Origin of the sequence: Aequorivita marina (assembly GCF_031631895.2) — a bacterium.
Classification (GTDB): Bacteria; Bacteroidota; Bacteroidia; order Flavobacteriales; family Flavobacteriaceae; genus Aequorivita; species Aequorivita marina.
In genome coordinates, this window is record NZ_JAVMBW020000001.1 from 557,104 (window position 1) to 582,799 (window position 25,696).

Here is a 25,696-nt window from a genome sequence, read left to right on the forward strand (position 1 = left end):
GAAGTATCGATTAATCAATCTATTTTTGGCGGTTTGCGATTGGCTTTTTTCATCGCAGTCTTCTTTTTAGATTTTAACCGTCGCTCAATTGCGCCTTTTGAAGGTTTTGTTTTTTTACGGGGTTTGGCAACTTTTAGATTTTCCTGAAGAAGCGCAATCAATCGCTCAATTACAATTGCTTTGTTCCGGTGCTGGCTTCGTGTTTCTCCACATTGCACTGTAATTATTCCTTCGGAAGAAATTTTAGACGAAAGCTTGCTGCGCAGTCTATCTTTTTCTCTATCTGAAAGCGCTTGGGAAGTATTCAAATTAAACGAAACCTCAACTTTTGAAGCTGTTTTATTCACATGTTGCCCACCTGGCCCACTACTACGGACGGCTTTAAAGTTCAGTTCAGATATTAAGGTTTCAATCTTCATTAGGCTTGATGTACTTTGTTCAACAGATCGTTTACTGTTTTTACAGGATTAAAGGTTATTAATGGCACTTCAACAAAAACGGTGTTCCAATTTGCCATTGCTCCATTCCAAAGTCCAGGCAATTCGAGTGCTTTTATGGGTTTACCATGAAAAGATTTATTTGAAATAAACCCAGTATCAGGATCTGAAAACTGTAAAAGGTCAAATTTTTCGCCTTTATAATTGCGGAGACCACAGACCAAATCTACCGGATTAAAATGAGTTGCCTGATCTACCAGACCTTTTTGTTCTGGATTCTGAAAATCTATCTGCGACATTTCAACAATTTGATAAGAAAGATTTCCGTTTTTGTCCGCTACTAAAAATGGACCTCCGCCTGGCGCACCGGTGTTTTCTACCACGCCACAAACACGAATAGGACGTTCCAGTATTTCTAACAAGCCCTCTTTTTGCAGTGGCGTATTTTCAGCTACACTAGTGGCCGGTGCCAATTCTTTTGAAATAAAATCTGACACTTCCTTTAAAGTTGCTTCCGAAGTATTATCAGTGTGAAGCTGTGCTACATATCCATAGATTTTTTCTTGGAGTGAAATCAGTTTTCCCGCTAGCATTTTCTTCTGAAAGGCAATTGTTTCAACATAATCATCAGAAACCACATTGTCTATATTTTTTATAAAAACAATATCTGCGTTTACGTCATTCAGGTTTTTAAGCAAGGCTCCGTGCCCCGATGGGCGGAAAAGTAAATCGCCATTTTGATCTACAAACGGCCTATTTTCAGGAGTTGCAGCAATTGTGTCGGTTTCTTTCTTCTGAAATGAATAGGAAACAGAAAAGTCAATCCCAGTCTTTTCCTCAATTTTAGTTTTTATCTCCTTAAATCTCTTTCTAAATTTTTCCTCATGTGCTTCAGAAACGGTAAAGTGCAAGTTCGCAGTGCCGTTGGAAGTTGCATAAAAAGCTGCTTCGTATAATTGCGCACCAAAAGCCGTGACATAATCGGTTTCATATTTATGAAAAGGAACCAAGCCTTTTGGGGTGTTACTAAAGTTTAAGCCAGATTCTTGAAGCATTTCCTTTACAAGTAGATAGTAGCGCTCCCCTTTTTCAAGCGACTGGAAATTAGGATATTTTTCATTTAAGTAATTGTGGACCAAATCTGAAAACGCAAATTTTTCAAATGAATTAAAAAAGGTACTCAAATTGGCATTCGCTTCCTTTTGCAGGTAGGTGCCTATAGTATCATTTTCTGGGTTAAAGTTGCCTAAAAACTGATGCAGAAATTTAAACATTCGCGTTGCGGCACCAGAGGCTGGCACAAATTTAAGCAGATCGAGTTTATCTTTTTTAGCTTCAAAAACATTGGCAAAATGCTGTTGCTCCTCCACCGATAGCACTTGAATACCATTACCTGCCGCTGCGGGTTTAACAACATTGGCAAATGGAATTCCATCTTTAAATATTTGGAGCTGGTCCATAACATTTGCTTCAGAAAGGCCGTTCGTTTTAATTTGTGCTATATTTTTTTCAGTAAACATGATTTAATCTTATCTTTTCAGAAATTGGTCAATAATTTCAATTGCGGTACTAAGCCTTTCTTTTTCGTTTCCTTTTAATATTTTATAAGGGAAACCCTGATTTTTTAATTCGGCTTCAAAAATAGAGAACATTTCTGCTCTGTTGTTAGGTCTATCCCGCAAAACATCTGCCTCCCACGGAATATCAATATAAGTTAATAAATAGATGCTAGAATTAGTTTTGGTTGCTTCCTTACGTATTTCTTCCGGACAAAATCCGTTGTAATAATATTCAGAATACACTTTTAACTCCAGCAAATTGGTATCACAAATAAGAAGCTCTTCAACTTTTTGCGCAATTTTTCGTTCAAGGTTTAACTGCCCCCGTGCAATTGGAATTAAATCGGCTTTGGATACCAATTCCTTAGATTCGTCCCACTTTTCTTCTAAATATTTACGCATATATTCTGGCACCCACAAAGTGTTGTAATGCGCTGCCAATTGTCTTGCCAAGGTTGTTTTCCCTGTAGATTCAGGACCGTATAATATAACTTTAATCAATTGAGTAGGCTGGTTTCGGGTATGTTCAGGCTTTTTTTCCAAGCGCGGTATCCATAAATAGCAACAACGGTAAATAAAATGTATTGAAATGAAGTAAAGACAAGACCCTTATACAAATAAAGCGGTATCGAAATAATATCGCCAATAATCCAATAAATCCAGTTTTCAAGTTTTTTCTTCGCCATGAGCCACATTCCGACGAAAAAAATGGCAGTTGTAAAAGTATCTACATAAGCGGTCCAGCTATTCCATTTTTCAAATATTTCATAAACTCCAAAAACGAAGATCAGGGTAGCTATAAAAATAAAAATTGAAGTTTTATGCTCCTTTTTAGTGGTTTTGGTAATAGGAGTATAATGCTCATCATCAACTTTTCGGGTCCAAATATACCAACCATATACACTCATGGAAAAATAGTAGGCATTAATCATCATGTCGCCCAACAGCCCATAAGTTGCTAAGATATAGACAAAAATGGCAGTGCTTATTATACCTGTAGGATACACCAAAATATTATCCTGTTTGGCATACCAAACACTTAAAAACCCAAAGAAAACACCGATGATTTCCAACGCTATCAAAAGGTTCGGGATATCTTTATACTGTGAAAAAAACCAATTGAAAATGGAGTCCATCTGAGCTTAACTACAATTTTAATTTTTCAAAGTTACAATTATAAAAGTATTCATGGACAGTTGAAGCATACAGATTTTAGAGATTACAAGCTTGCGAAATACTGGAGTTTCTAGATTGCGTTATTCTAAATTCAGGGACTGATTTTGAACGTTTCATTCAAAAACAGTTCCCATTACAATCATATCTGCCCCTGCATTATAGGCAGTTTGTTTTTGAAGTTCCGTTTTTATTCCGCCACCAACAATAAGCGGTATATTAATATTGTTTTTTACTTGTGAAATAACCTCAGGGTGTATCGGAAATTTTGCACCGCTCCCTGCCTCTAGGTAAATGACTTTGGCGCCCATAAATTGTCCCGCCAGCGCAGTATGCACTATGGTTTCAATGTTATCTTGTGAAAGAGGTTGCGTATTGGTCACTTTTGACACTGCAGAATCTGTACCGCCATCAATCAAAATATAACCCGTAGCAATAATCTCTAGGGCTGAATTTTTCAATTTTGAAATGGATTTTATCTGTTGTCCTACAAGATATTCTGCATTTCTTCCCGAAAGTAAGGATAAAAACAAAAGTACATCGGCAAATGGAGTAATTTGCGAATGATCGCCCGGGAATAGAAATACCGGAAGTTTTGTTACTTTCTTTATCGCTTTAACGGTTTCTTCAGTTTCGCCTTTAGGGACCGTACTTCCACCGACAAAAATATGCGTGGTTTGCTTCGGAATATTATTTAGGAATAATTTTGTTTTGGAAACCTGGAATTTATCAGGATCTATCAACACGGCTAATTGCGTTTGCTTTTCAGCTATTGATTTCAGAAAAGACGAATAAAACTCTCCTTCCATTTATTTTTCAGCGATAAGCGCGTAGGCGCAGGTAAAACCTTCAAATTCTAAAAAGTCAACATCATAATTTTCTTTGCTTTCATTATGATTGACGGAGGCCGTAGTTTTAGTATCACCGTCTATAGAAAACTCATCAACATAGATATTTTCTAAAAAACTAACCCCTTTTTCTGCAAAGCTTTTGTAGAGCGATTCCTTGGCACACCAAACAACGGTGAGCTTTCGCATCATAGCATCTTCATTGGCAATGGTTCTATATTCCTCAATTGGGGTGAATTTATGGGCGATTCTATGAATTTTATTGCGTTGTTTTTCAATATCGATCCCCACTTCCGAATCGCTTATAATTATGCCCGAAAAGTTAAAAGAATGGGTAATAGAAATGTATTTATCATCTACTAAATGCGGTTTGCCATTTGCATCGTAATACAAGTCATGGTCGGTGTAGCCTTCCAAGGCCATCAAATGCCGAATACTCATAAATCCACGGCGGTGCAGTTCGCTTTTCATATTCTTTACCCGATTTGCACAGTTTTCCGTTAAATCGATTCCCTTAGAAAGCGCCTCAAAAGTTTCTTCAATCTTCCAAATGAATACTTTAGTCGTCGGATTTACTGTTATAGTTTTGTAAAGTGGCATAGAATTATGAGGGATATTTAGTATTTTTGCAAACTGAAAATGTAATTCAAAATTAGTTAATATCAACGAGTTTCCCGCCTTTACGGGAATAAAAATAAAATTTTATGTCAACTAAAACTGTGCCTTATACGGCGTTTAAAGTAAAAGATATTTCCCTAGCAGATTGGGGACGAAAGGAAATTGAGCTTGCCGAAGCAGAAATGCCCGGGCTTATGTCTCTTCGTGAAGAATACGGTAAAGCACAACCTTTAAAAGGAACGCGTATTGCCGGATGTTTACACATGACCATCCAAACTGCAGTATTAATTGAAACTTTGGTTGCCTTAGGTGCTGAAGTTACTTGGAGCTCCTGCAATATATTCTCTACGCAAGACCACGCAGCAGCAGCAATGGCCGCGGCTGGAATCCCTGTTTATGCATGGAAAGGGATGACCGAAGAAGAGTTTGAATGGTGTATTGAACAAACCCTTTTCTTTGGGGAAGAGCGCAAACCATTAAACATGATTCTTGATGATGGTGGCGACCTCACCAACATGGTTTTAGACAATTATCCAGAGCTTGCCGCTGCAGTGAAAGGAATTTCTGAAGAAACCACTACTGGCGTACATAGACTGTACGAACGCGTTAAAAAAGGAACGCTACCAATGCCGGCTATTAACATTAACGATAGCGTTACTAAGAGTAAATTTGACAATAAATACGGATGCCGCGAAAGTGCTGTAGATGCCATTCGTCGTGCTACTGATATTATGCTTGCCGGAAAACGTGTAGTTGTTTGTGGCTATGGCGATGTAGGTAAAGGAACTGCTGCTTCTTTTAAAGGAGCTGGTGCTATTGTTACCGTTACCGAAATTGACCCTATTTGTGCGCTACAGGCTGCAATGGACGGTTTTGAGGTTAAAAAACTGGAGACTGTTGTTGGGAATGCCGATATTGTAATCACAACTACAGGAAACAAAGACATCGTTCGTGGAGCGCATTTTGAGGCGATGAAAGACAAGACTATTGTTTGTAATATTGGGCATTTTGATAATGAAATTGGAGTTTCTTGGTTAAAGGAAAACCACGGAAACACGCACGTTGAAATCAAACCGCAGGTTGATAAGTACACCATTAACGGAAACGATATTATTCTATTAGCCGAAGGACGTTTGGTAAACCTTGGTTGCGCTACAGGACATCCAAGTTTTGTGATGAGCAACAGTTTTACCAACCAGACCCTTGCTCAAATGGAACTTTGGAACAATGGCGACAGTTATGAAAACAAAGTGTACATGCTGCCAAAACATTTAGATGAAAAAGTTGCAAAACTACATCTTGAAAAAATTGGCGTTGAGTTAACCGAGCTTCGTCCAGACCAAGCCGAGTATATTGGCGTAGAAGTTAAAGGACCGTTTAAGCCGGAGTACTACAGGTACTAGACGTTAGACGTTAGACGTTAGACGTTAGACGTTAGACGTTAGACGTTAGACGTTAGACGTTAGACGTTAGACAAAAATAAAAACCCTTATCTGAATAAATTGAGATAAGGGTTTTTTTATTGGGGATTGTTTGGGAAAGTACGGATTGTTGTTCTTTGCAATGGCTATTCATTTTCCGTTTTTGAACAAACCAAATAAATACTAACTTAGACAAATGTATAATCGATATATTAGGCTATATAAATACTGGACAAAATGAATATAAACTCCAAACTCCCCAACATTCCAACTTCTATTTTCTCGGTAATGAGCAAAATGGCGACCAATCACAATGCCTTAAATCTGGCGCAGGGTTTTCCCGACTTCCCCAGTGATCCCGCGCTGAATGCTTTAGTAGACAAGGCCATGAGCGATGGTTTTAACCAATATGCACCTATGCCCGGCGACTTTGAGCTGCGAATGGAGATTTCTAAAAAAATTGATAAGCAGCATCAGCATTTTTACAATCCAGAAACAGAAATTACCATGACGGCTGGCGCAACACAGGCGATTTTTACTACAATAGCAGCCACCATCAAGAAAGACGATGAAGTACTAATTTTTACTCCCGCCTACGATTGTTATGCACCCACAGTAAGCCTATTTGGTGGAAAAACAGTTTCCGTACAGCTGAACCCCCCTTTTTATGGCGTAGATTGGCAAGAGGTAAAGGATAAGATTACTTCAAAAACTAAAATGGTTATTATCAATACGCCGCACAACCCCAGTGGCATGTTGTTTTCTAAAGACGATATGCTGCAATTGCAATCCTTGGCAGAAGCGAACAATCTGTTGGTTTTGAGCGATGAGGTTTATGAACATATTATTTTTGACGGCAACACCCACCAAAGCGCCTCAAGATTTGAAGCCTTGGCAAAACGTAGTTTTATCACTGCTTCTTTTGGGAAGACATTTCATAATACAGGCTGGAAAATGGGGTATTGTGCCGCCCCGGAAAACTTGATGAAGGAATTCCAGAAAGTACATCAATTTATGGTTTTCAGTGTAAATCATCCAGTTCAAAAAGCAATGGCCACTTATCTTAAAAGTCCGGAACACTATCTTAATCTTTCAAATTTCTATCAGCAAAAGCGGGATTTTTTCCTGCACCTAATGGCGGACTCCAACTTTAAAATCATCCCCTCTAAAGGCACTTATTTTCAAATGTTAGATTTCTCAAATATTTCAGATGAAAATGATGTCGCTTTTGCCGAACGGCTTACGAAGGAACATAAATTAGCAACAATTCCTACTTCGGTTTTTAATAAAGGGAAAAGAGATTTTAAGCAAATACGCGTTTGCTTTGCTAAAACAGACGAAACGCTAGCGGAAGCGGCTTCAATCTTTAGGGAACTTTAAGTTTTTTGAGTATCTTAAAAATTAAATTACAAAGAAATATATGAAAGCGAATTTAAAAGTGACAATCATTCAAAGCAAGCTGTATTGGGAAGATGTGGCTACGAATTTGAAAATGTTTACCAAGAAAATATCGAATATCAAGGAAGAAACCGATTTGATAATCCTCCCCGAAATGTTCTCCACAGGATTTTCAATGAATGCGGAAAAACTAGCGGAAATAAATGACGGCAAAACCTTGCAATGGATGGTTTCCGAAGCAAAAAAACACCAGACCGCTATCACCGGAAGCGTAATTATTACAGAAAACCAGAAGTACTACAACCGTCTCTTTTTTGTTTTCCCCGATGGCAGTTATAAAAAATATGATAAAAAGCACACCTTTACGCTAGCCAAAGAAAATGAAACCTATACTGCTGGAAGAGAACGTATAATTGTGGATTACAAAGGCTGGAAAATCTGCCCGTTGGTTTGTTATGACCTCCGTTTCCCGGTTTGGGCAAGAAATACTGAAGATTATGAGGTTTTAATTTATATCGCCAACTGGCCAAAGGTACGCACCCTAGCCTGGGATACTTTGCTACGCGCTCGCGCTATTGAAAATATGACTTATTGTATTGGCGTAAATCGTGTAGGCCACGACGGCAACAAACATGAATATCTGGGACATTCGGCAGTTTATGACGTTTTAGGCGAACAAATTTCCACCGCAGCTTCAGATGAATGTATTGAAACAGTGGTTTTAGAAAAAAACCACATTGAAAAAAACAGACGGCATTTTCAGTTTTTAAATGATCGGGACACTTTTACTTTAACGTAAAAACCTCATTTAAACTCCAATTTGCACGCACTTCTATTTGTGTTGGATAATAGATGATTTTTTCGGGTTGCATGCGGTTTAAAAAGCTGCCGGTATCCCAGATTCCATTGCGATTATCGTCGTAGATTATTCGCAAATAGTACCTTTTAGGAGAAAGTTCATCAAAATAAACATCCTTATTTTCTGTGAGGTATTCTTCGGCAACAAGCTGGTATTTGTTATTCAATAGTTGCACCATAATGGGGAAACGATCTACATTTTGTAACTTTAGACTCAAGGTTCCATAGTCTGAAGCTAAACGGGTATTCGCATTAAAATAAAGGGTATCGTTCGTGTTTCCGAAAAAATCTGTCAAGGCACCTGGATAAAGCTTTACGTTGTATTTTTCATCTTCCACTTTTTCAAAATTAACTTCAGCCCAATTATTCTGATTTTTAAGCCTGACGGAAGCGGGAACCAAAGTGGAATCTTGCTTCATTACTTGGAATTTTTCTTCGTCAAAAGAAACAAGCGGAATATTGGCACGCAATTTAAACGTGTCTTTCAAGGTAAGGGTTCCAGCTTTAACTGCCGAAACATTTAGCGAATCTGCATACAGTTCGCGCACACGTAATGTTGTGGTATCTACCTTACTGCCATTGGTTACTTTAAAAACTAGGGAATCTGATGTTATTTCTGGTTTAAACCAATAATGGAGGGTGTCTTTTTTCTCATCCTTATAAACCCTAGCTGTATAATCTGAAGCTACATCTGAAAGCACTTCAATATTCAGACTATCTGCCTGACCTGTATAACCAAATAAAACATGATTTTTGCCAAGGTGATTTGGGCGCTCCAATTTATAATCTAGCGTTTCCTTAAAAAGTGTTATTGAATAGGTAGTATCGGTTGGAATTGAAATAAAACCATTAACAAAGCCAATTTTATCAGTTTCTGGTTGAAACGTATAGTCATTGTTCTTTTCTTTAAGGGCAAGTAGTAGATATTTCCCTTCCTTAAGGTTAGTAAGTTCAAAAGTACCCGTTGTGTCTTTAGTAATCCCAATATAAGTGGGTTTTTCAGAATAAATCAACGAATCCTTATAGCTTTCGTTTACTTTATAGAGCATCACCGTTATTGGAGCTTCAGGGGAAACAAGCTTCGCATCTTTCACGCTTCCTGAAATTTTTAGGCTGTCTATATAGCTTCCGGTAGAAAAAACATATTTAAAATATTCAAAGGCATTCTCTTCATTGTTATCTACAATACCTTTCCCGAAGTTAAAAGCGTAGGTAGTATTTGGCTTTAAGGTATCTTCAATTTTAATTTTTAAGGTTTTTGAAGTACTCAAAGGGGTAATTACTGGATCGTACTTCATTGGTGGTGATATAACAAGCTGCGTATTCAAATCCTTGAGCTTTATATATTCATCAAAGCGAATTTCAATTTCATCACTCGTAAAATTAGTACTGTAGTTTTCTGGACTGCTTCTTACAATTACCGGCGGAATGGTATCGCGCGGACCACCAGAGGGCGTTCCCTTTTTTGCGCAATCCACAAAGGATAACATAAATAAAAATGCAATGGGTATGTAAAGAAGACGATGTTTCAAAGGTGAAGGTTTGATTGCGTTTTTTAAGATTTTTCAAAATTAAACAAATAACTGTAACGAATGGCAAATAACTTTCTAGGTTACTGCGATTGTTGCAATACTTAGGGTCACGTTTTCGGCTTTGAGCAACTGTAAGGCACATTTTTCAAGTGTTGCGCCTGTGGTAATGATGTCGTCAACCAACAGAATATGCTTATTTTCTATTTCTTTTAAATTCTGAATAGAAAACTCTTCTTCGGCGGCAAATCGAAGGATTCGCGTTTTAAAAACCTGAGATCCCGTTTTAGAAATCTTTATTAAAATATTATCACGATACGGTATCTCTAGGGCTAGAGCCAACTCTTTTCCAAAGCCTTCTACTTGGTTAAAACCGCGTTGTTTCAATTTTTGTTTGTGTAAAGGCACTGGGATTACCATTTCAACTTTGCTATATGATTCTATTTCGGCCAATTCGGCGCCCAACCATTTTCCGAAGAAACTACTAATTTCGGCTCTCCCTCGATATTTTAAACTGTGTAGCAATTCCTGTGTTAGTCCTCTTTTTTGAAACTGGATTAAGGCAGTGGCATTTGCTACGGAAAACCTTCCATAAAACCTATCTTTCAACATTTCGCTACCAATTCTATGATATGCAGCCATGGGCAAGGAATGAATGCATCGAACACAAAGCAAGTCTTCCCCCTTGACGAGCAGCTCTTTACAACCTACACAAATTTTCGGAAAGAGAAGATTTAACATATTTTAAGAATTTTTACCATTTTATAAACGCTCGGTATAGAAATACCTCCCTATTTTTACCCATTAACTTAACTTATTAACGATGAGTACTGAAAACGAAAACAATAGCGGTAAATTTAAAATCCTGATTGGGGTTCTTTCTATTTTGCTAATTGCCTTGGCGGTTTATACCGTTACCCTATTCAACGATAGTAAAAATACGGTTTCAAATCTTGAGATGCAAAAAGCCGATATAGAACATGAATTGGAGGGCTTGATTGTTAATTATGACGAAGTTATTAAGGATAACGAACTCAAGGATAAAGATTTACTCGCCGCACGTGAACGAATAAGTGTTTTATTAGATTCGGTAAAAGACGCTAAAGCAAATCTTCGTTTAATTGAACGGTATAAATCTGAAGTTAATAGGTTAAAGCAAGAGCGTTCCATGTTATTTAGACGCGCCGATAGCCTAATAGCAGCAAATAAAAGATTAGCAATTGAACGCGACAGTACTTCATCTGAATTAGAAAACACTCGAATGCTGGTTGACTCTGTAAGTCAGGAAAATACAGCTATGAGCGAAAGAATTAAAGAAGGTTCTATTGTAAAAGCCACGGATCTTCGCGGAGAAGCTGTTATTATCAGAAATAGTGGAAAAGTAGTAGATACCAGACGCTCTAGCCGAGCCGATAAAATTAGGGCGTGTTTTACCCTCGCACCAAATTCAATTGCCAGAAAAGGAGATAGAATTTTATATCTTCAAGTTATCAACCCCAACGATGTAATGATGGGTGATGATACCGTAAAACAATTTGAAAACAAAAACCTGAACTACAGTGCTTCTACAAATGTTTTTTATGAAGGAGATGAATTAGATGTTTGTATTCTTGTAAATGCACTGGATGTAAATTTGATTAAAGGTCGTTATCATTTAAATCTTTTTGACGGGGAGAATCAAGTTGCCACTACATCAATGGAATTAAAGTAAGCTGAGTAATACGCTCAAAACTGGGAGGTTTTAAAGCATATAATTTTTAAAAAAGCCATAGTAAAATCCATTTTTGGATCTTGCTATGGCTTTTTCTATCTGTAACCCTTAAATTCCTATTTTGAGTGTTAAGACCTCAGCTTTTTTATTATTTTTGCTGCATGGCAAACAAAGATGATCAATTTAAGAAAGTAATCTCGCACGCAAGAGAGTACGGTTATATTTTTGCGTCAAGTGAAATTTATGACGGCTTAAGTGCTGTTTATGACTATGCTCAAAATGGTGTTGAGTTAAAGAAAAACATTCGGGAATATTGGTGGAGAAGCATGGTCTATATGCACCAGAATATAGTGGGTGTAGATTCCTCTATATTGATGCATCCTACCACCTGGAAAGCCTCGGGACACGTTGATGCTTTTAACGATCCGTTGATAGACAACAAAGATTCTAAAAAACGCTATCGCGCAGATGTATTGATAGAGGATTACGCCGAAAAAATCTACCAAAAAGCGCAAAAGGAAATTGCAAAAGCAAAAAAACGTTTTGGCGACAGCTTTGACGAGCAAGAGTTTGTTACTACCAACCCACGTGTGGTACGATACCTAAAAGAACACCGTAGGGTATTAGATAGAATGGGGCAATCTTTAGAGAAGGAAGACCTTGCCGATGTGAAGGCACTAATTGAAGAGTTAGGTATTGCAGATCCTGAAACGGGCTCTAAAAATTGGACAGAAGTACGCCAATTCAACTTGATGTTTGGCACCAAATTGGGAGCCTCATCAGAAAGCGCGATGGATTTATACCTTCGCCCGGAGACAGCCCAAGGTATTTTTGTAAACTTCTCAAACATCCAAAAAAGTGGAAGGATGAAAATTCCTTTCGGAATTGCCCAAACGGGAAAAGCCTTTAGAAACGAAATTGTAGCACGTCAGTTTATTTTCCGTATGCGAGAGTTTGAGCAAATGGAAATGCAATTTTTCGTTCGCCCGGGCGATGAGCTTAAGTGGTACGAATACTGGAAAGAAACACGTTTAAAATGGCACCTATCCTTAGGAATGGGCGAAGAGAACTACCGTTTCCACGATCATGAGAAAATGGCGCACTATGCCAATGCCGCAACAGATATTGAATTTGACTATCCGTTCGGCTTTAAAGAGCTTGAGGGAATCCACTCCCGAACCGATTTTGATTTGAAAGCGCATGAAGAGTTCTCGGGTAAAAAATTGCAATTTTACGATCCCGAATTAAAAAAGAGCTATGTGCCATACGTGGTTGAAACCTCAATTGGGCTAGACAGAATGTTCCTTGCCGTTTTAAGCAGTTCATTGCAAAACGAAACCCTGGAAGATGGAAGCGAACGAACGCTCTTAAAAATACCTGCAATTCTGGCTCCGGTTAAAGCTGCTGTTTTACCTTTAGTTAAAAAAGATGGTTTGCCAGATATTGCACATAAAATTATTGATGAGCTTCAGTGGGACTATAACGTTGTTTATGACGAAAAGGATGCCGTAGGAAGACGCTACAGACGTCAAGATGCAGCGGGAACACCTTTCTGCATTACTGTAGACCACCAAACTATTGAAGATAATACGGTGACAATTCGCTATCGCGATTCTATGGAACAGGAACGAATTTCAATTGAAGCAATTTCAGAAAAAATGAAGGAAACCATTTCGTATAAAAACTGGCTTTCTAAATAATTTTTTTTAAGTGGTTAATTCTATTTTTGCAAGAAGGAGGGTATTGATTTATCCTCCTTTTTTTATGAAGTTTACTCTCTTCTATCCTTTATCTCGGTAATTTCAACTGGCACGGCTTTTTCACATCTGCTCATGCGTCTAAGCCAGTTTAATTTCACCCAAACCGTTTGCCCATCATTAGAAAATTCTTCGCTTAGGTTTATGGGGTCAACATAATAAAAATCCTTTCTACCTTCTTTTAATTGAATGGTATATTCACAGTCATCCGCAAGGTCTGAATAGATTATACGCCCCGGTATAAACCCTGCTGCCATCATTTTTTCGCCCTCAATTTTTTGCATCTCTATTTCGGAAGCACTATTGGTTTCTGCATCTTCGGTGCTATTCTGAACCGGGCCGCAAGAGATTACGATTGCGCAAAACAGTATAAATCCTAATTTTAAAAACATTTCTTTAAAGTTTAATTTGAATTATGAAGATACGAAAATGAAAGTTTTCACCTCAGTATTAACTACTAAAATCTCTAAAAATATGCCCGCAACTGTACACTGCCTGTGTGGACGGTTTTAGTGGTTTCGCTTTTCCTTCCGAAGTACGAAATATTTGCATCTAGATATTTAGTAATTCGTTTTTGAAAAAGTGCGCGCCACGTAAAATTTGTTCCCGGCTGAAGCCCTCCCAACATTTGGTATGCCACTGGCGAAAAAGGATTGCCCTCAAAGTTATTGTCAATATAGTTAAACTCACCGTTCATAGAAATTTTTTCGGCATTGGTATAGCTAAATGAAAAACCCAAGGTTTGCTGTTTAAGCCCCTCTAAATTGCCAAGCTGATTGTCTTGGTTTGCAAACTCGTAGAAAAGGTCAAAACGCGTACTTCTATTAACTAAATATGAAATCTTCGGATTGAACCCATAAGAATCCAAGCGGTAATTTCTATTCGTAAAGCTTTCCGAAAGACTTTCCGTGCTTCCTGTAGCTCCCTTAAAATTCAATAGCCAGCTTTCCTGAATTTTATGGTTAAAATTTAACTGATGGCTTTTTACATTGTTTCGCTGTAAACCTACTGCCAATAGGTTGTCACTAGAAGTAGAAACAAAGGTATAACTGGTTGTAAAATGTTGTTTGCCCCGATTAAAAAACAAGGCATTCCTAAAGTTTAACGTAAGGCCCAATTGGTCATCACCTCCATCCTTAAATGGATTAATATTAAAACCATCATTGTTACGCTTCACCTTTCTATCCAAAACATACGACGTTTGGTTGTAGAAGTGCGACAAAAATTTCTTAAACCCTTCCTTATTGGACCATTTTTGCGGATTCAAAGTTAGAATCTGGCTAAACTTATTTTGTCTGATCTTTAAAAACACTTGATTGGGCAGTAGCACTCGTATGTATTCTGCCTGATCTTGAAACTGAGCCACCTCAAACTCTTCAAGCTCCTGGATTCCATTATTGTTATAGTCAATCCAAGTATAAACGCCCTGTCCCGGCTCGGTTTTTACATAGGTAAATTCCTGCTGCGGAATAACCCCATTGTTAGACTCTAAGGCTGTATTCCAACGAACCCCACCATCAAACAACGTCTGATTGTAAACTATACGAGAGTTAAGCGAACGCTCCGTGCTTCCTGATGTATCTGGTGCCGGAGCGGAGCCATTGGGGTTAAATCCACTACTGGAATTTGGCTCATATTTTAAGATTCTATAATTTGCATAAGCCGAAAGTTGCGTGTTTTCAGTATTAATCAACTTCGATTTTAAATAATAGGTGTTTGAGGAGTTCACTTTTTGAAGTAAATTATCCCGAACACTATCATTTACACGGTACTGATACCCTGCTTCTACAAATACCGCAGTACTATCACCTATACCTGAAAACACTTCAAAAGCACTAAATTTCTGACTTACCGGCGAAATACTATCTTTAGAAACATCTTTAATCTGGTTGTTCTCCAAAGCTATCTTCCCGCCTACCCAGGCCTTGTTAAAAGAGTATGTAGTTGTGTTATTAATTCTGAAAAATTTAGACGAAATGGTATCTGCCTTACTATCTAGAAAACTTCCGTGGGTACGCAGTTTTAGCTTTTTCAGGTTTATTTCTGAAGCGATTACTTGCCGTGTACCATTAAAGTTTTCAGAATAATTCAGGTTTTGAAATTCGTAACGCCCACCACCAATCTCAGGATGCGAAACCTCAACTCCCGAAATTACAAACCGTTGATTTCCCATTGGGTTTATCAAGTTCCAGTCCCGGTTAAACTCAACGTTGTAAAGCCTTTCTACCGTTCTAAAGTTTTTTTGCACAAAGTCTAAAGATCCAAAAGCATCAACCTTTAAAGTATCTTCGGTAGTCAAGATTCGTTGCTTAAAGGCAAGCCTTCCTGCAAACCCATCATTATTGTTATTATCTATATCGCTAAAAAGATTGAGGTCGTTTTTACTACCTGCTACTTCAAAATCAATCTGGGTTTTTTCCGAAGGATGAAAACTGCCGTTTAAACCTCCAACTTGTAGTTTTATAGGTGCATTTAGCTTAATAACTGGCTCGTAATTTCCTTGTGGCACGCCGTTTATTGGTGCTACATATTCAAAAATACGGCTGATGGCATTGTTATCACTAATTACATAATTGCCGTTGTTATTGCCAACCAATGTAAAGCGAACACTAAATAGATCGTCTTCAGGATTGCTTGAAAACACAAAGATTTCAGCGCCATTTACAGTTTCTTTTTTATAGAGAATTTTGTTTTCAGAATAGGTATCTGGAACAGCCGAAGGAGCGGTCATTAAATCGGGATTATCGCCAGCGGCTTTTAAGATTTCAACTTGTTCTTCGGAAAGGTTTTGTTGAAGGGGTTGGTTTTTTGCATCATTTTCAGAATACACATAAACACCAAGATCTAGATTATCGCTGGAGTAATTTCCGCCACCATAGCCAATAAAACGCGTATAACTTCTATCGGTATATTGATATTCTACCGAAATACGCATATTGCTGGTTATAGGGTAAGTTGGATTAAACTTTATCTCGCCTGCGTTATAATCGATTACATAATCTTCATTTTCGCCGCGCTTTAACAACAATCCATTTACATAAACCTTTTCACTCCCAGAAACCACTAAAATATACAGTTCGCCATTGGGCCCAACCAATTTATAGGGACCTTGGTTTCCTTCTTGCCCAATAAATTCGCTTTTTGAAAATACACCTCGCACCAGAGCGCCCGAGGCAAATGCTGAAATTTCTGAACCATCTGCATTGGTAAACGTACCGCCAAGCGAAATTCCCTGTACTTTTTTGGTAAACTGACCAAAGTAGCTGTTGTTGTTTTCTAGATCAATATCGCCAGCGCGGATGTTCCAGTTATCACCAAAAAGTTCAATAAATATCTGGTCAAATTCATTCAGACTCTGCGAATACCCACCTTCTTGCGTCGGAATGTTGGCATCTTGTATGGAGGCACGAATAGACACCTTATCGCTTAGTTTCCCGGTTATCTGCAGGTCGAGTTCAGAGTTTACCACCGCATTCTGGTTGTTTCCAATGGTAATGCCTCTAGAAATGCTTCCCGACGTATTCAAGCCTTCAAAAGGAGTGAAAACATTCTCATTTGTGCTTTCTTCTAAGGAGTAGAGCTTATCCATACGTCCAGTGTTCTCAACAATAATTTTTGGGTCTAAGGCGAAATATTCTCGGGTTAAGAAATCTGGGTACCGTAAATATTGCACAACTAACGAGTCGTGCTGTTGTTGTAATGCTTCAGAAAAAACAATCATTCCCTTTTTAAAGTCAATTCTATAGCTAAATGGATCTTGCGAATTGCCTTCTTTATCCAAAACCGCAAACTTTTTAGGGTTGATGCCAAGGCTATCCAACACCACAGTATCTGCTACAGCAAGGGTTTTTTCCCGATAATTTGAAGTCTTGCTTTTCGAATTGTTCGTAATATCCTGCCCATAGCCAATGGCTGTAATGAAAAACAGAAAAACAAGGGTGTAAAACTTCATCAATTATAAAACTAAACACTTCGCTTTTTATTTTACAGGATATCTTTTGATAAGCTTTTCCGAAATGCTTGGTGTAAAAATACAATCTTATTTACTTTAGCTATTCATAATACCTTTACGATCTTTGTATCTTCTCAATGTTCTTGGTGGTTAAAGTCAAATTACAGCGTGTCAATGAGAATCAAAACGATTACCAAAGAAAAACATATTAGTCTTGAAAATAATATCATACAACGTTAATGGAATACGCGCAGCAATGCGCAAAGGGTTTATTGATTGGCTGCAAGCTGCAGATCCCGATTTAGTCTGCATTCAGGAAACCAAAGCCAATTTTGACCAAGTAAAAACCCAAGAAATTGAAGAAGCGGGTTATCCGTATCATTATTGGTACAGTGCTGAAAAAAAAGGATATAGCGGAGTTGCTATTTTTTCCAAAACAAAGCCGAATCATGTGGCCTACGGTACAGATATAGCCTATATGGATGCCGAGGGAAGAAACATTCGATTAGATTTTGATAATTTTTCAGTTATGAGCCTTTATTTGCCAAGTGGCACCAATGTTAACCGGTTGGAGTTTAAGCTCACCTATATGGCAGATTTCAAAAAATATATTGATAATTTAAAAAAGGAAGTGCCAAATTTGGTTATCTGTGGCGATTACAACATTTGTCATGAGGCCATTGATATTCATGATCCTGTGAGGCTTAAAAATACTTCCGGATTTTTACCTGTTGAAAGAAAATGGCTTGATGACTTTATGAAAAGTGGGTTTGTAGATAGTTTTCGCCACTTTAACAAAGAGCCGGATAATTATACATGGTGGAGCTATCGTGCCAACGCCAGAAATAACAACAAAGGCTGGCGGATAGACTATAATTTGGTTTCAGAATCGTTGCGAGATCATCTTAAACGCGCCGTAATTTTATCTGATGCAAGACACAGCGACCATTGTCCACATTTAGTAGAGCTTGAATTTCCTGCCAATGGTTAGAGCGAGAAGTTGCAAAACATATTGAAAAACAAGTGGATTCAAAAATTCTATAAAGCAGATTAAAATAATCGTATCTTTGAATTGTGGAAAAAATTGGAGACATAGAAATCCGAGTTGTAGGAAAATCAGGAAATCAAAGTTTAAGTCTTGACAACTATGACATTAAGCATATTGCAACGATTTTGCAAAATATTGAGGACTTGCTATACCCTAACAATAAGAAAGATAGGCCAATTATCACTTATAACATTCAAGAAGGTTCTGTCAGACATTTATTTAAAACAACTATTCAAACTGTAATTGGTTTTAGTGCTGTATTAGGTCAAGTTCAGGCTAATGAATCTGTAGATTTTCTGGAATTAAAAACTGCGCGAGCAATTGAAAATATACAAAATTTATCACTTCAAAAAAATTACGAATTTCAAATTAAAACTTCTCTCAAAGACGACTATGAATTAACAATAAATCCTTCAACTAAATATTTTAGAACAGAAGATATTTGGGCTGAAGCGGAATTTTATTTTTATGGTATTCTAAAAGATGCTGGTGGAAAAAGCAAAGCTAACATCCATTTAGACACTAAAGATTATGGATACTTATCAATTGAAACTGGAGAAGAATTTTTAAAAGAGAGAGAAGAAAATTTACTCTATAAAAAATTTGGAGTTAGAGCAAGTGGAAAACAAAATATTGAAACTGGCGAAATTGACACAAAATCACTTTCTTTATTAGAGCTAATTGATTACCAACCCAAGTTTGACAGCGACTATCTGGACTCACTAATTAAAAAGGCTAAAAAAAACTGGAAGAACATTAATCCAGATGAATGGCTACTAAGTTTAAGAGGCGGATATGAAGCATAGTGTTTTATTAGATACAAGTTTTTTCATTCGACTTCTTAATGACGAGGACCCACTTCACTCAAATGCGGTTGGCTACTTTAAATACTTCTTGGAAAACGAAATAACTTTAAAAATTTCTACAATTAGTATTGCAGAATATTGTGTTCTCGGGAAACTTGAAGATTTACCACTTAAAAATGTTCAAATTGTTCCATTCAACTTAAAAGACGCTGAAAAAACAGGAGAATTTGCAGAAATTATTTTTGCGCAAAATAAAATCAATGTGAAAAAACTATCACCTCGAGCAATTATTCCTAACGATTCAAAACTTTTTGCTCAAGCGGATTTAGATAAAACCATTTGTCATTTCGTAACTTCTGACGTTCGTTCAAAAAACACTTTGGCTTTGTTAAAGAAAGGAGCAAACCCAAAGTTCGATATAATTAGTATTGATATTCCATTTACAGAAACATTCGGAATTTTAAATTTATAAAATTCGTTTTACAACACCGTCGTTAAAAATCTCATTTTAACCCGCTAAACTCTTTGACACTAAAATATGCGAGTGAAATCGATAGCTTTTTAGCTGTTAGAAAAGGTTTCTTCTGTGCTTAACCAAACATACGGCATAAATTTACACAAAAGCACTATATCCAGTAATTGCCCGACCAACAATTAACGAATTGATTTCTTTGGTACCTTCATAGCTATAAATCGCTTCGGCATCGGCTACAAATCTTGCAACGTCATATTCAAGTAAAATTCCGTTGCCACCCATAACTTCGCGCGCTTGGCTAACCACATCTCGAGTTCTCATACTACAGAAAACTTTGGCAAGTGAAGCGTGTTCATCGGTCAACAAACCTTCATCCTGTAATTCGGAAAGGCGAAAACATAAGGTTTGCATGGCGGTAAGGTTGGAGACCATTTCTACCAAATGATTTTGCACCAATTGAAACGAAGCAATCGGCTTGCCAAACTGTTCTCGTTTTTTCGTGTATTTCAGGGCAGCTTCATAGGCACCTCGGGCACAACCCACTGCTTGCCATGCTACGCCAGCACGGGTCATTCGCAATACTTTTGCAGTATCTTTAAACGAGTCGCATTTTTGAAGTCTATCGTTTTCCGGTATTCGGCAATCGGTCATGGTTATCAGCGCATTTTGCACCGTTCGAAGTGCCATTTTATTCTCCATTTTTTGAGCTTTAAAGCCTTTGGTTCCTTTTCGCACCAAAAAACCCTTCACTCGGTCTGAAGCTTCGTCACGCGCCCACACGATCACAACATCTGCAAAGGTGGCGTTTCCTATCCATTTTTTCTGACCGTTTAAAACCCATTCATCCCCTTCTTGCCTACAGGTTGTCCCCAAACCTCCAGCTACTGCCGAACCCACATCGGGTTCGGTAAGGCCAAAGGCGCCAATCAATTCCATTTTGGCCATTTTGGGGAGCCATTCTTGTTTTTGTTCTTCGCTGCCGCAGATATAAATAGAACCCATCGCCAAACCACTGTGAACCCCAAAAAAGGTTGAAATAGAAACATCTACCCGGGCAAGTTCCATGGCAATTATACCTTCCATTACATAGTTTTCTTTGGGTGTTCCGTAGCCTTCATAAGTAAGGCCGCAGATATCTAATTCGGCCATTTTAGGAATAATTTCAAACGGAAATTCGGCTTTGTTCCAATATTCATTGGCTATCGGCTTTATTTCATCTTCCATAAAATTTCGAACTTTTATTTGAAGCTCCCGTTGTTTGGGCGTTAGTTTTAAGGCCAAATCGTAAAAATCGCCATCAATCGGGGGTAGTTTGTGCTGCCCTTTCTTTCCGCCTTTATGCTTTAGCATCCGCATTAAACCTGCCAATTGCCTATCATCAAGCTCGCCAACGGTTTTCATAACTTCGGCAAGATCCACTTTTTCTGAAAGTGCTCCCAAGGCATCGAGATCAATATCTTGCATTAAGTGAATGGTCTGTTTTATTTTTGAAAAAATGGACATGATAGTTCTTTTTTATGAATTGAATCTTAAAGATACTATTATGGAATTTCCTTCATGGCTAAAGAAAAGTTAATTTGAAGAAGGTTTCTTGCTATAAATTAACTATGCCGCATACAGCATCGGGCAGGCCTCCTTAAAAAAATGAGGTAGCTTTTGCTTAGACTATTTTATAAAAAAAGCATTTGATGTTACCCAAACAAATGATGAACTACATCGTGAACTTTAGCGACCTTAATAATAGCGATATGATAGTTGTTTTTTGGAATCTTACAGTATTTAGAAATTACAATTGAAGTAAACCCGAGTTTCTCTGCTTCCAGAATTCGTTGTTCTATACGCGTAACGGGGCGAACTTCCCCTGCAAGACCAATCTCTGCTGCAAAACACAGCCTTTTGTCAATGGCAATATCAATATTTGAGGAGAGTACGGCGGCAACAACGGCCAAATCTATCGCGGGATCGTCCACACTTATTCCTCCGGTAACATTTAAAAAAACGTCTTTTGCGCCCAACTTAAAGCCTGCACGTTTTTCCAACACGGCAAGAATCATATTTAAGCGTTTTGCGTTATAACCGGTAGCACTACGCTGCGGAGTTCCATAAACGGCGCTGCTCACCAAAGCCTGAATCTCGATCATTAACGGACGCATTCCCTCTAAGGTAGCCGAAATTGCGGTACCACTTAGATCTTCCTCATTCTTGGAAATTAAAATCTCCGAAGGGTTTGAAACTTCGCGAAGTCCGCTGCCCTGCATCTCATAAATGCCTAGCTCATTTGTGCTTCCAAAACGATTTTTATTGGCGCGTAAAATTCGATAAATATGATTTCTGTCGCCTTCAAACTGCAAAACTGTATCTACCATATGCTCCAGAATTTTTGGACCAGCTATGTTTCCATCTTTGGTTATATGGCCAATTAAAATAACTGGGGTTGCAGTTTCCTTGGCAAATTTTATAAGCTCTGCGGTTGTTTCTCGAATTTGAGAAATACTACCTGCCGTACTTTCTATATAGTCTGTATGCAAGGTTTGAATGGAGTCTATTACAACTATATCCGGCTCAATTTCCTCAATGTTCCTAAAAATATTCTGAGTCTTTGTTTCGGTTAAAATAAAGCAGTTTTCCGATATGGGTTGTATTCGTTCCGCCCGCATTTTTATTTGTTGCGCACTTTCTTCGCCTGAAACATAAAGTGTTTTATAGGGAAGTTGAAGCGAAATCTGAAGCATTAAGGTACTCTTCCCTATTCCAGGCTCGCCACCTAAAAGTGTTAGTGAACCTGGCACCAATCCACCACCAAGAACACGGTTTAACTCATTGTTTTTGGTGTTAAGACGCGCTTCCGCTTGAGTGGATATCTCGGAAACACGTTGCGGTCGTGAAGCCCTTCTTTGTTTATTTCCAGAAGATTCTTTAGTTTTCCAACTTATCTTTTCAGCTTTTTGAATAACTTCTTCAGCAATTGTATTCCATTGTTTACAAGAAGTACACTGACCTTGCCATTTAGAATATTGGGCACCGCAGTTTTGACAGAAAAAGGTGGTTTTTGTTTTAGCCATAATAGTTCTGCTAAAATAAATATATTTACGTTATTAACCATTGATAAATGATACGCTTATTCCTCACATTTCTTTTTATTTAGACTTCCGTCATACGGAGTACATAACATTATGAGTTCAAAAAACACAAAGTAGAGGACGGATTACGGATTACCGAGTAACGAAACCCTTGATATTATCCAGGACAGTAAAAACAGAATTTGGAAATAAACCGTGACGGCGTAAGCTGCTTGAAGACGCTACTACTAAAAATGCTTTAACTCCCTAAATGAGGTTGTGCGTATTATTGAACCCGAAAAAGTTAGCACCATCCCCAAATTGGGTTTTTCTGAAATTGGAAGCGCCAATAGTTTCTAGGAAGCTAGGTTTCCAAATAACAAACTGATAAAGTTAAAACGATCGATACCCATATTTCCCTACACAATCGATATATGATTTTAGTCGTGTCCGACTAAGGTATAAGACCGCTGCGCTGAAAGACATAAGACGTAAGACTTGCTTTTTAATAGATTGAAAACTAGATAAAATTGATTAAACATACTTTTTAATTGATAAATTTTGATGCTAAGTATAATAGCATGCTGTCATTAAATAAAAAATATTCTAATTGCCTATTATCTGTGACTAAACAAATTTTCTCACTCTTTTAATCGGACACTAATGATATGATTTCTATAAACAGTAAGCCCGCTTCATTTTAAAGACTGCAAAACAGATAGAATTTCTGACCAGTATTCTTTTATGAAGAACGATTTATCAGCATTAATTTCAGCAATAGAAGTGAGTTAATTTCGAGAGCTAAAAAAAGCTAAATGATGTTAAGCTAGAAGGCAGTAACCAAAATTTAATAATCTCCCCTAGCTTTAATTTCATCGGCAAGGTCTAAGAGGGTATCCACCGTAATAAAATCGGCATCTTCTTTACCAAAGCCTTTGCGGTAGCTTCTCACCGCTCTTTTTAAATTTCCGGTGCCTTCAAAAAAGCGGCCCATGTAATAATCACCTAAAACTGTATTTGGGTATTGTTTTGAGGCAAGCTTTGCTATATTTTCTAAGGACTCCCATTGTTTTTGCTTTTCAGCAGCAGTACCTGCGGCTATAAAGTCATTAATCCTTATTGGGTTATCTAGCCCAAAAAGATCTTCAATTAATTGGTATTTATCTACCAAATATTGATACACTTGGGTGTCTTTTTTCAAAAGCACCTCTTTAAACTCTTTTTTACTGATGGGTCTATATACCGAGAATATTTTTTCCAAGGCATTTGGAATTCCACGGGCAGCTAGGGAATAATGCGTAGCACCCTCAAAATTATCATAGTAATAAGTAAAAGTATCACTTTCTAGGCTTTTGAGTTGGGTGTTTAAGCTTTCGGCAGATTCCCTTAGTCCTTTAATATCGTCGGTTCCTGTTGCCAAGTAATAAAACATTTTATTCTCAATATCCGGAATTCGCTCTGCAAGACGCGTATCTAATTCTGGCGCAAGATCTGGACTTAAGTTGATGTATCCATTCATTAATGGCGGATCTTTAAATAGATAATAATTTAGAAAGTTTGCGGTGTAATCATGGCCAACGCCAATAATGAATTTTGCGGTTCGGTATTTTTCATCGATATAAGGAATTAGCTCCAAGCCAATAAACTCAAAAAACTCAGCACCTCTTCCTTCTGGCATATACGTGTTATCGCCATACGAACAATCTTCATAACGCGAATTACCCTGCATAACGCCAACAACTATGGCCTCTGGCATGTCTTCCCAATAACTAAAGTAATCTACATTCCCGGCAACGGGTTCAAACAAATAATCGGCATCTAGAACCAAAACAATTGGATAATGCTTTTCGGTATTAGACTCATAATTTCGAGGAAGTTGAATCTTCAGCTTTCTAGACTCTCCGAGCTTGTCTGAACTAAATCGCTCGTTAATTACTTGTGCAAAAGAAGGGATGTTTAGCAGTAAACAAACTGCAAAAAGTAGGATGTTTTTCATTTTAAAGTATTTGGTTTCGAAAGATAACAAATTTTGCGTTTCTTACTTTTCTTTAGAAGCGATAATAATTTTATTGGCTTATTTCTTAATGCGGTTTCTATTATACAATGGCAGTATTAGCAACGAAAGCACACCAAAAAACATGAGGGAAGCTATGTTAGATATCCATAAAATCCAGCCGAAAGCCACTCCTGCTGTTTTTACTATTCCGAAAACCGCTAATATACCAGCGATGGCAGCGGGGTAGGTTCCAAAACCACTATTGGTAAACGCAAAGGTAAAACTCCCCACAACGAAGGCGATAATCACTGTACCAAAAGGGATTCCTGAGGTTTCAGGCAATGCATAAAGCGCGGTGTAAAAGGAAAGTAAATAAAGCCCCCATATTATTACAGTCTGAAATAGAAAGGCTGACTTTCTTTGCATTTTTACAATACTGAAAATCCCTTCTTTTAAACCAATAACAAAGTTTTTCAGTTTCTTATTAATATTCGACTTTGAAAATTTTATATACAACGGGATCAAGATGAGTATGGCAAATGCCCCTCCCAAAAGCAGATAAAGCATTGAAGCGGGTATGCGGCCCATTACAATATCATACAAAACGTCAAATTTTAAATACAGTGCCACAGCGGTAAAGAGCAGCAGGCATACTAAATCTACAACTCGTTCAGAAATAATGCTACCGAAGCCTTTTTGGAAAGGCACCCCTTCATATTTATCTAAAACTATACCTCTGGAGACCTCGCCACTTTTCGGAATAAAAACATTCATTAAGTAAGCTACGGAAACTGCCATAAAATTGTTTGCCAATTTAGTTTTATAGCCCAAAGCCTCTAACATAAAGCTCCAGCGGTAGGCGCGAGAAAGATGGCTAAGCACACTTAAAAGAACACTGAGCACTACAAAAAAGTAATTTGCATCTGCAAAATACCGCTTCGTTTCAATAAGTTGTTGCTCGGTAAAAGAAGTATAGATATACCAAATAAGAAAAACCCCCAACCCCAGCGGGATTGTGATCTGTAAAAACTTTGAAAGCGAGCGGCTCAAG

22 protein-coding genes are annotated in these 25,696 nt (G+C 37.8%); 8 read left to right on the forward strand and 14 right to left on the reverse strand.

From position 1 onward, the window contains the following. Nucleotides 1-14 precede the first annotated feature (14 nt). From arfB to QPK98_RS02575, 6 genes are all read right to left on the reverse strand, one after another. Nucleotides 15-419: an alternative ribosome rescue aminoacyl-tRNA hydrolase ArfB gene (gene arfB, locus QPK98_RS02550; RefSeq protein WP_310991432.1), complete on the reverse strand. Its 405-nt coding sequence runs from the start codon at nt 417-419 to the stop codon at nt 15-17. Then, nucleotides 419-1,957 carry a DUF4301 family protein gene (locus tag QPK98_RS02555; protein WP_310991433.1) on the reverse strand — a complete coding sequence of 513 codons (1,539 nt, stop codon included), beginning with the start codon at nt 1,955-1,957 and terminating at the stop codon, nt 419-421. The genes arfB and QPK98_RS02555 overlap by 1 nt, the downstream gene beginning before the upstream one ends. A gap of 9 nt (nt 1,958-1,966) precedes the next feature. Then, nucleotides 1,967-2,497 (reverse strand): AAA family ATPase, encoded by a 531-nt coding sequence (locus QPK98_RS02560; RefSeq protein ID WP_310991434.1) that lies wholly within the window; start codon nt 2,495-2,497, stop codon nt 1,967-1,969. Next, complete coding sequence (gene pnuC, locus QPK98_RS02565) at nt 2,494-3,132, reverse strand: nicotinamide riboside transporter PnuC (RefSeq protein ID WP_310991435.1); 639 nt, start codon at nt 3,130-3,132, stop codon at nt 2,494-2,496. Before pnuC ends, QPK98_RS02560 begins: the two co-directional genes overlap by 4 nt. Nucleotides 3,133-3,285: 153 nt before the next feature. Continuing rightward, entirely contained in the window at nt 3,286-3,978 is a 693-nt protein-coding gene (locus QPK98_RS02570; RefSeq protein ID WP_310991436.1) for a phosphoglycerol geranylgeranyltransferase, read from the reverse strand. Beyond that, nucleotides 3,979-4,617 (reverse strand): 4'-phosphopantetheinyl transferase superfamily protein, encoded by a 639-nt coding sequence (locus QPK98_RS02575; RefSeq protein ID WP_310991437.1) that lies wholly within the window; start codon nt 4,615-4,617, stop codon nt 3,979-3,981. A gap of 104 nt (nt 4,618-4,721) precedes the next feature. Here QPK98_RS02575 and ahcY point away from each other — a divergent pair, with 104 nt between their 5' ends. From ahcY to QPK98_RS02590, 3 genes are all read left to right on the forward strand, one after another. Beyond that, nucleotides 4,722-6,038, forward strand: a complete 1,317-nt coding sequence (gene ahcY / locus QPK98_RS02580; RefSeq protein WP_310991438.1) for an adenosylhomocysteinase — start codon at nt 4,722-4,724, stop codon at nt 6,036-6,038. A 255-nt stretch (nt 6,039-6,293) separates the two neighbouring features. Continuing rightward, on the forward strand, nt 6,294-7,436 hold the full coding sequence (locus QPK98_RS02585) for a methionine aminotransferase (RefSeq protein ID WP_310991439.1): 1,143 nt from the start codon (nt 6,294-6,296) through the stop codon (nt 7,434-7,436). 40 nt (nt 7,437-7,476) lie between these two features. Continuing rightward, nucleotides 7,477-8,253, forward strand: a complete 777-nt coding sequence (locus tag QPK98_RS02590; protein ID WP_310991440.1) for an amidohydrolase — start codon at nt 7,477-7,479, stop codon at nt 8,251-8,253. On the opposite strand, the gene QPK98_RS02595 is transcribed toward QPK98_RS02590, so the two are convergent. Together QPK98_RS02595 and QPK98_RS02600 are read right to left on the reverse strand one after the other, a co-directional pair. Then, nucleotides 8,240-9,844 carry an Ig-like domain-containing domain gene (locus QPK98_RS02595; RefSeq protein WP_310991441.1) on the reverse strand — a complete coding sequence of 535 codons (1,605 nt, stop codon included), beginning with the start codon at nt 9,842-9,844 and terminating at the stop codon, nt 8,240-8,242. The genes QPK98_RS02590 and QPK98_RS02595 overlap by 14 nt on opposite strands. 75 nt (nt 9,845-9,919) lie before the next feature. After that, nucleotides 9,920-10,582 (reverse strand): ComF family protein, encoded by a 663-nt coding sequence (locus QPK98_RS02600; protein ID WP_310991442.1) that lies wholly within the window; start codon nt 10,580-10,582, stop codon nt 9,920-9,922. Nucleotides 10,583-10,664: 82 nt separating this feature from the next. Between QPK98_RS02600 and QPK98_RS02605 the strand changes: the two genes are divergently transcribed. Both QPK98_RS02605 and QPK98_RS02610 read left to right on the forward strand, forming a co-directional pair. Further along, on the forward strand, nt 10,665-11,552 hold the full coding sequence (locus tag QPK98_RS02605; protein WP_310991443.1) for a DUF8428 domain-containing protein: 888 nt from the start codon (nt 10,665-10,667) through the stop codon (nt 11,550-11,552). A gap of 161 nt (nt 11,553-11,713) precedes the next feature. Then, nucleotides 11,714-13,252: a glycine--tRNA ligase gene (locus tag QPK98_RS02610; RefSeq protein ID WP_310991444.1), complete on the forward strand. Its 1,539-nt coding sequence runs from the start codon at nt 11,714-11,716 to the stop codon at nt 13,250-13,252. Between the two features lie 71 nt (nt 13,253-13,323). Here QPK98_RS02610 and QPK98_RS02615 read toward each other — a convergent pair whose 3' ends face one another. After that, entirely contained in the window at nt 13,324-13,701 is a 378-nt protein-coding gene (locus QPK98_RS02615) for a hypothetical protein (protein WP_310991445.1), read from the reverse strand. 74 nt (nt 13,702-13,775) lie between these two features. Continuing rightward, on the reverse strand, nt 13,776-17,261 hold the full coding sequence (locus tag QPK98_RS02620; protein WP_310991446.1) for a DUF8818 domain-containing protein: 3,486 nt from the start codon (nt 17,259-17,261) through the stop codon (nt 13,776-13,778). 214 nt (nt 17,262-17,475) lie between these two features. Here QPK98_RS02620 and QPK98_RS02625 point away from each other — a divergent pair, with 214 nt between their 5' ends. The 3 genes from QPK98_RS02625 (at nt 17,476) to QPK98_RS02635 (ending at nt 19,587) form a co-directional block, all read left to right on the forward strand. After that, on the forward strand, nt 17,476-18,252 hold the full coding sequence (locus tag QPK98_RS02625) for an exodeoxyribonuclease III (RefSeq protein WP_310991447.1): 777 nt from the start codon (nt 17,476-17,478) through the stop codon (nt 18,250-18,252). A gap of 83 nt (nt 18,253-18,335) precedes the next feature. Then, a complete protein-coding gene (locus QPK98_RS02630; RefSeq protein ID WP_310991448.1) occupies nt 18,336-19,115 on the forward strand; it encodes a hypothetical protein in 780 nt (259 codons plus the stop codon). Beyond that, the gene (locus QPK98_RS02635; protein WP_310991449.1) at nt 19,105-19,587 is read left to right on the forward strand and encodes a type II toxin-antitoxin system VapC family toxin; all 483 of its coding nucleotides are present in this window, start codon (nt 19,105-19,107) and stop codon (nt 19,585-19,587) included. The genes QPK98_RS02630 and QPK98_RS02635 overlap by 11 nt, the downstream gene beginning before the upstream one ends. A 141-nt stretch (nt 19,588-19,728) precedes the next feature. Here the strand turns inward: QPK98_RS02635 and QPK98_RS02640 are convergent, their stop codons facing one another. The 4 genes from QPK98_RS02640 to QPK98_RS02655 all read right to left on the reverse strand — a co-directional run bounded on the left by QPK98_RS02640 (nt 19,729) and on the right by QPK98_RS02655 (nt 25,695). Next, nucleotides 19,729-21,093 (reverse strand): acyl-CoA dehydrogenase family protein, encoded by a 1,365-nt coding sequence (locus QPK98_RS02640; RefSeq protein WP_310991450.1) that lies wholly within the window; start codon nt 21,091-21,093, stop codon nt 19,729-19,731. 188 nt (nt 21,094-21,281) lie between these two features. After that, entirely contained in the window at nt 21,282-22,652 is a 1,371-nt protein-coding gene (gene radA, locus QPK98_RS02645) for a DNA repair protein RadA (RefSeq protein ID WP_310991451.1), read from the reverse strand. A gap of 844 nt (nt 22,653-23,496) precedes the next feature. Next, the gene (locus QPK98_RS02650) at nt 23,497-24,645 is read right to left on the reverse strand and encodes an alpha/beta hydrolase (RefSeq protein WP_310991452.1); all 1,149 of its coding nucleotides are present in this window, start codon (nt 24,643-24,645) and stop codon (nt 23,497-23,499) included. Between the two features lie 78 nt (nt 24,646-24,723). Further along, on the reverse strand, nt 24,724-25,695 hold the full coding sequence (locus QPK98_RS02655; protein ID WP_310991453.1) for a lysylphosphatidylglycerol synthase transmembrane domain-containing protein: 972 nt from the start codon (nt 25,693-25,695) through the stop codon (nt 24,724-24,726). Nucleotide 25,696: the final 1 nt, after the last annotated feature.

Bases quoted from the DNA above. Each gene is read 5' to 3' on its own strand.
- arfB (WP_310991432.1), bottom strand. From the start codon at position 419: ATGAAGATTGAAACCTTAATATCTGAACTGAACTTTAAAGCCGTCCGT.
- QPK98_RS02555 (WP_310991433.1), bottom strand. From the start codon at position 1,957: ATGTTTACTGAAAAAAATATAGCACAAATTAAAACGAACGGCCTTTCT.
- pnuC (WP_310991435.1), bottom strand. From the start codon at position 3,132: ATGGACTCCATTTTCAATTGGTTTTTTTCACAGTATAAAGATATCCCG.
- QPK98_RS02570 (WP_310991436.1), bottom strand. From the start codon at position 3,978: ATGGAAGGAGAGTTTTATTCGTCTTTTCTGAAATCAATAGCTGAAAAG.
- QPK98_RS02575 (WP_310991437.1), bottom strand. From the start codon at position 4,617: ATGCCACTTTACAAAACTATAACAGTAAATCCGACGACTAAAGTATTC.
- ahcY (WP_310991438.1), top strand. From the start codon at position 4,722: ATGTCAACTAAAACTGTGCCTTATACGGCGTTTAAAGTAAAAGATATT.
- QPK98_RS02585 (WP_310991439.1), top strand. From the start codon at position 6,294: ATGAATATAAACTCCAAACTCCCCAACATTCCAACTTCTATTTTCTCG.
- QPK98_RS02590 (WP_310991440.1), top strand. From the start codon at position 7,477: ATGAAAGCGAATTTAAAAGTGACAATCATTCAAAGCAAGCTGTATTGG.
- QPK98_RS02600 (WP_310991442.1), bottom strand. From the start codon at position 10,582: ATGTTAAATCTTCTCTTTCCGAAAATTTGTGTAGGTTGTAAAGAGCTG.
- QPK98_RS02605 (WP_310991443.1), top strand. From the start codon at position 10,665: ATGAGTACTGAAAACGAAAACAATAGCGGTAAATTTAAAATCCTGATT.
- QPK98_RS02610 (WP_310991444.1), top strand. From the start codon at position 11,714: ATGGCAAACAAAGATGATCAATTTAAGAAAGTAATCTCGCACGCAAGA.
- QPK98_RS02615 (WP_310991445.1), bottom strand. From the start codon at position 13,701: ATGTTTTTAAAATTAGGATTTATACTGTTTTGCGCAATCGTAATCTCT.
- QPK98_RS02620 (WP_310991446.1), bottom strand. From the start codon at position 17,261: ATGAAGTTTTACACCCTTGTTTTTCTGTTTTTCATTACAGCCATTGGC.
- QPK98_RS02635 (WP_310991449.1), top strand. From the start codon at position 19,105: ATGAAGCATAGTGTTTTATTAGATACAAGTTTTTTCATTCGACTTCTT.
- QPK98_RS02640 (WP_310991450.1), bottom strand. From the start codon at position 21,093: ATGTCCATTTTTTCAAAAATAAAACAGACCATTCACTTAATGCAAGAT.
- radA (WP_310991451.1), bottom strand. From the start codon at position 22,652: ATGGCTAAAACAAAAACCACCTTTTTCTGTCAAAACTGCGGTGCCCAA.
- QPK98_RS02650 (WP_310991452.1), bottom strand. From the start codon at position 24,645: ATGAAAAACATCCTACTTTTTGCAGTTTGTTTACTGCTAAACATCCCT.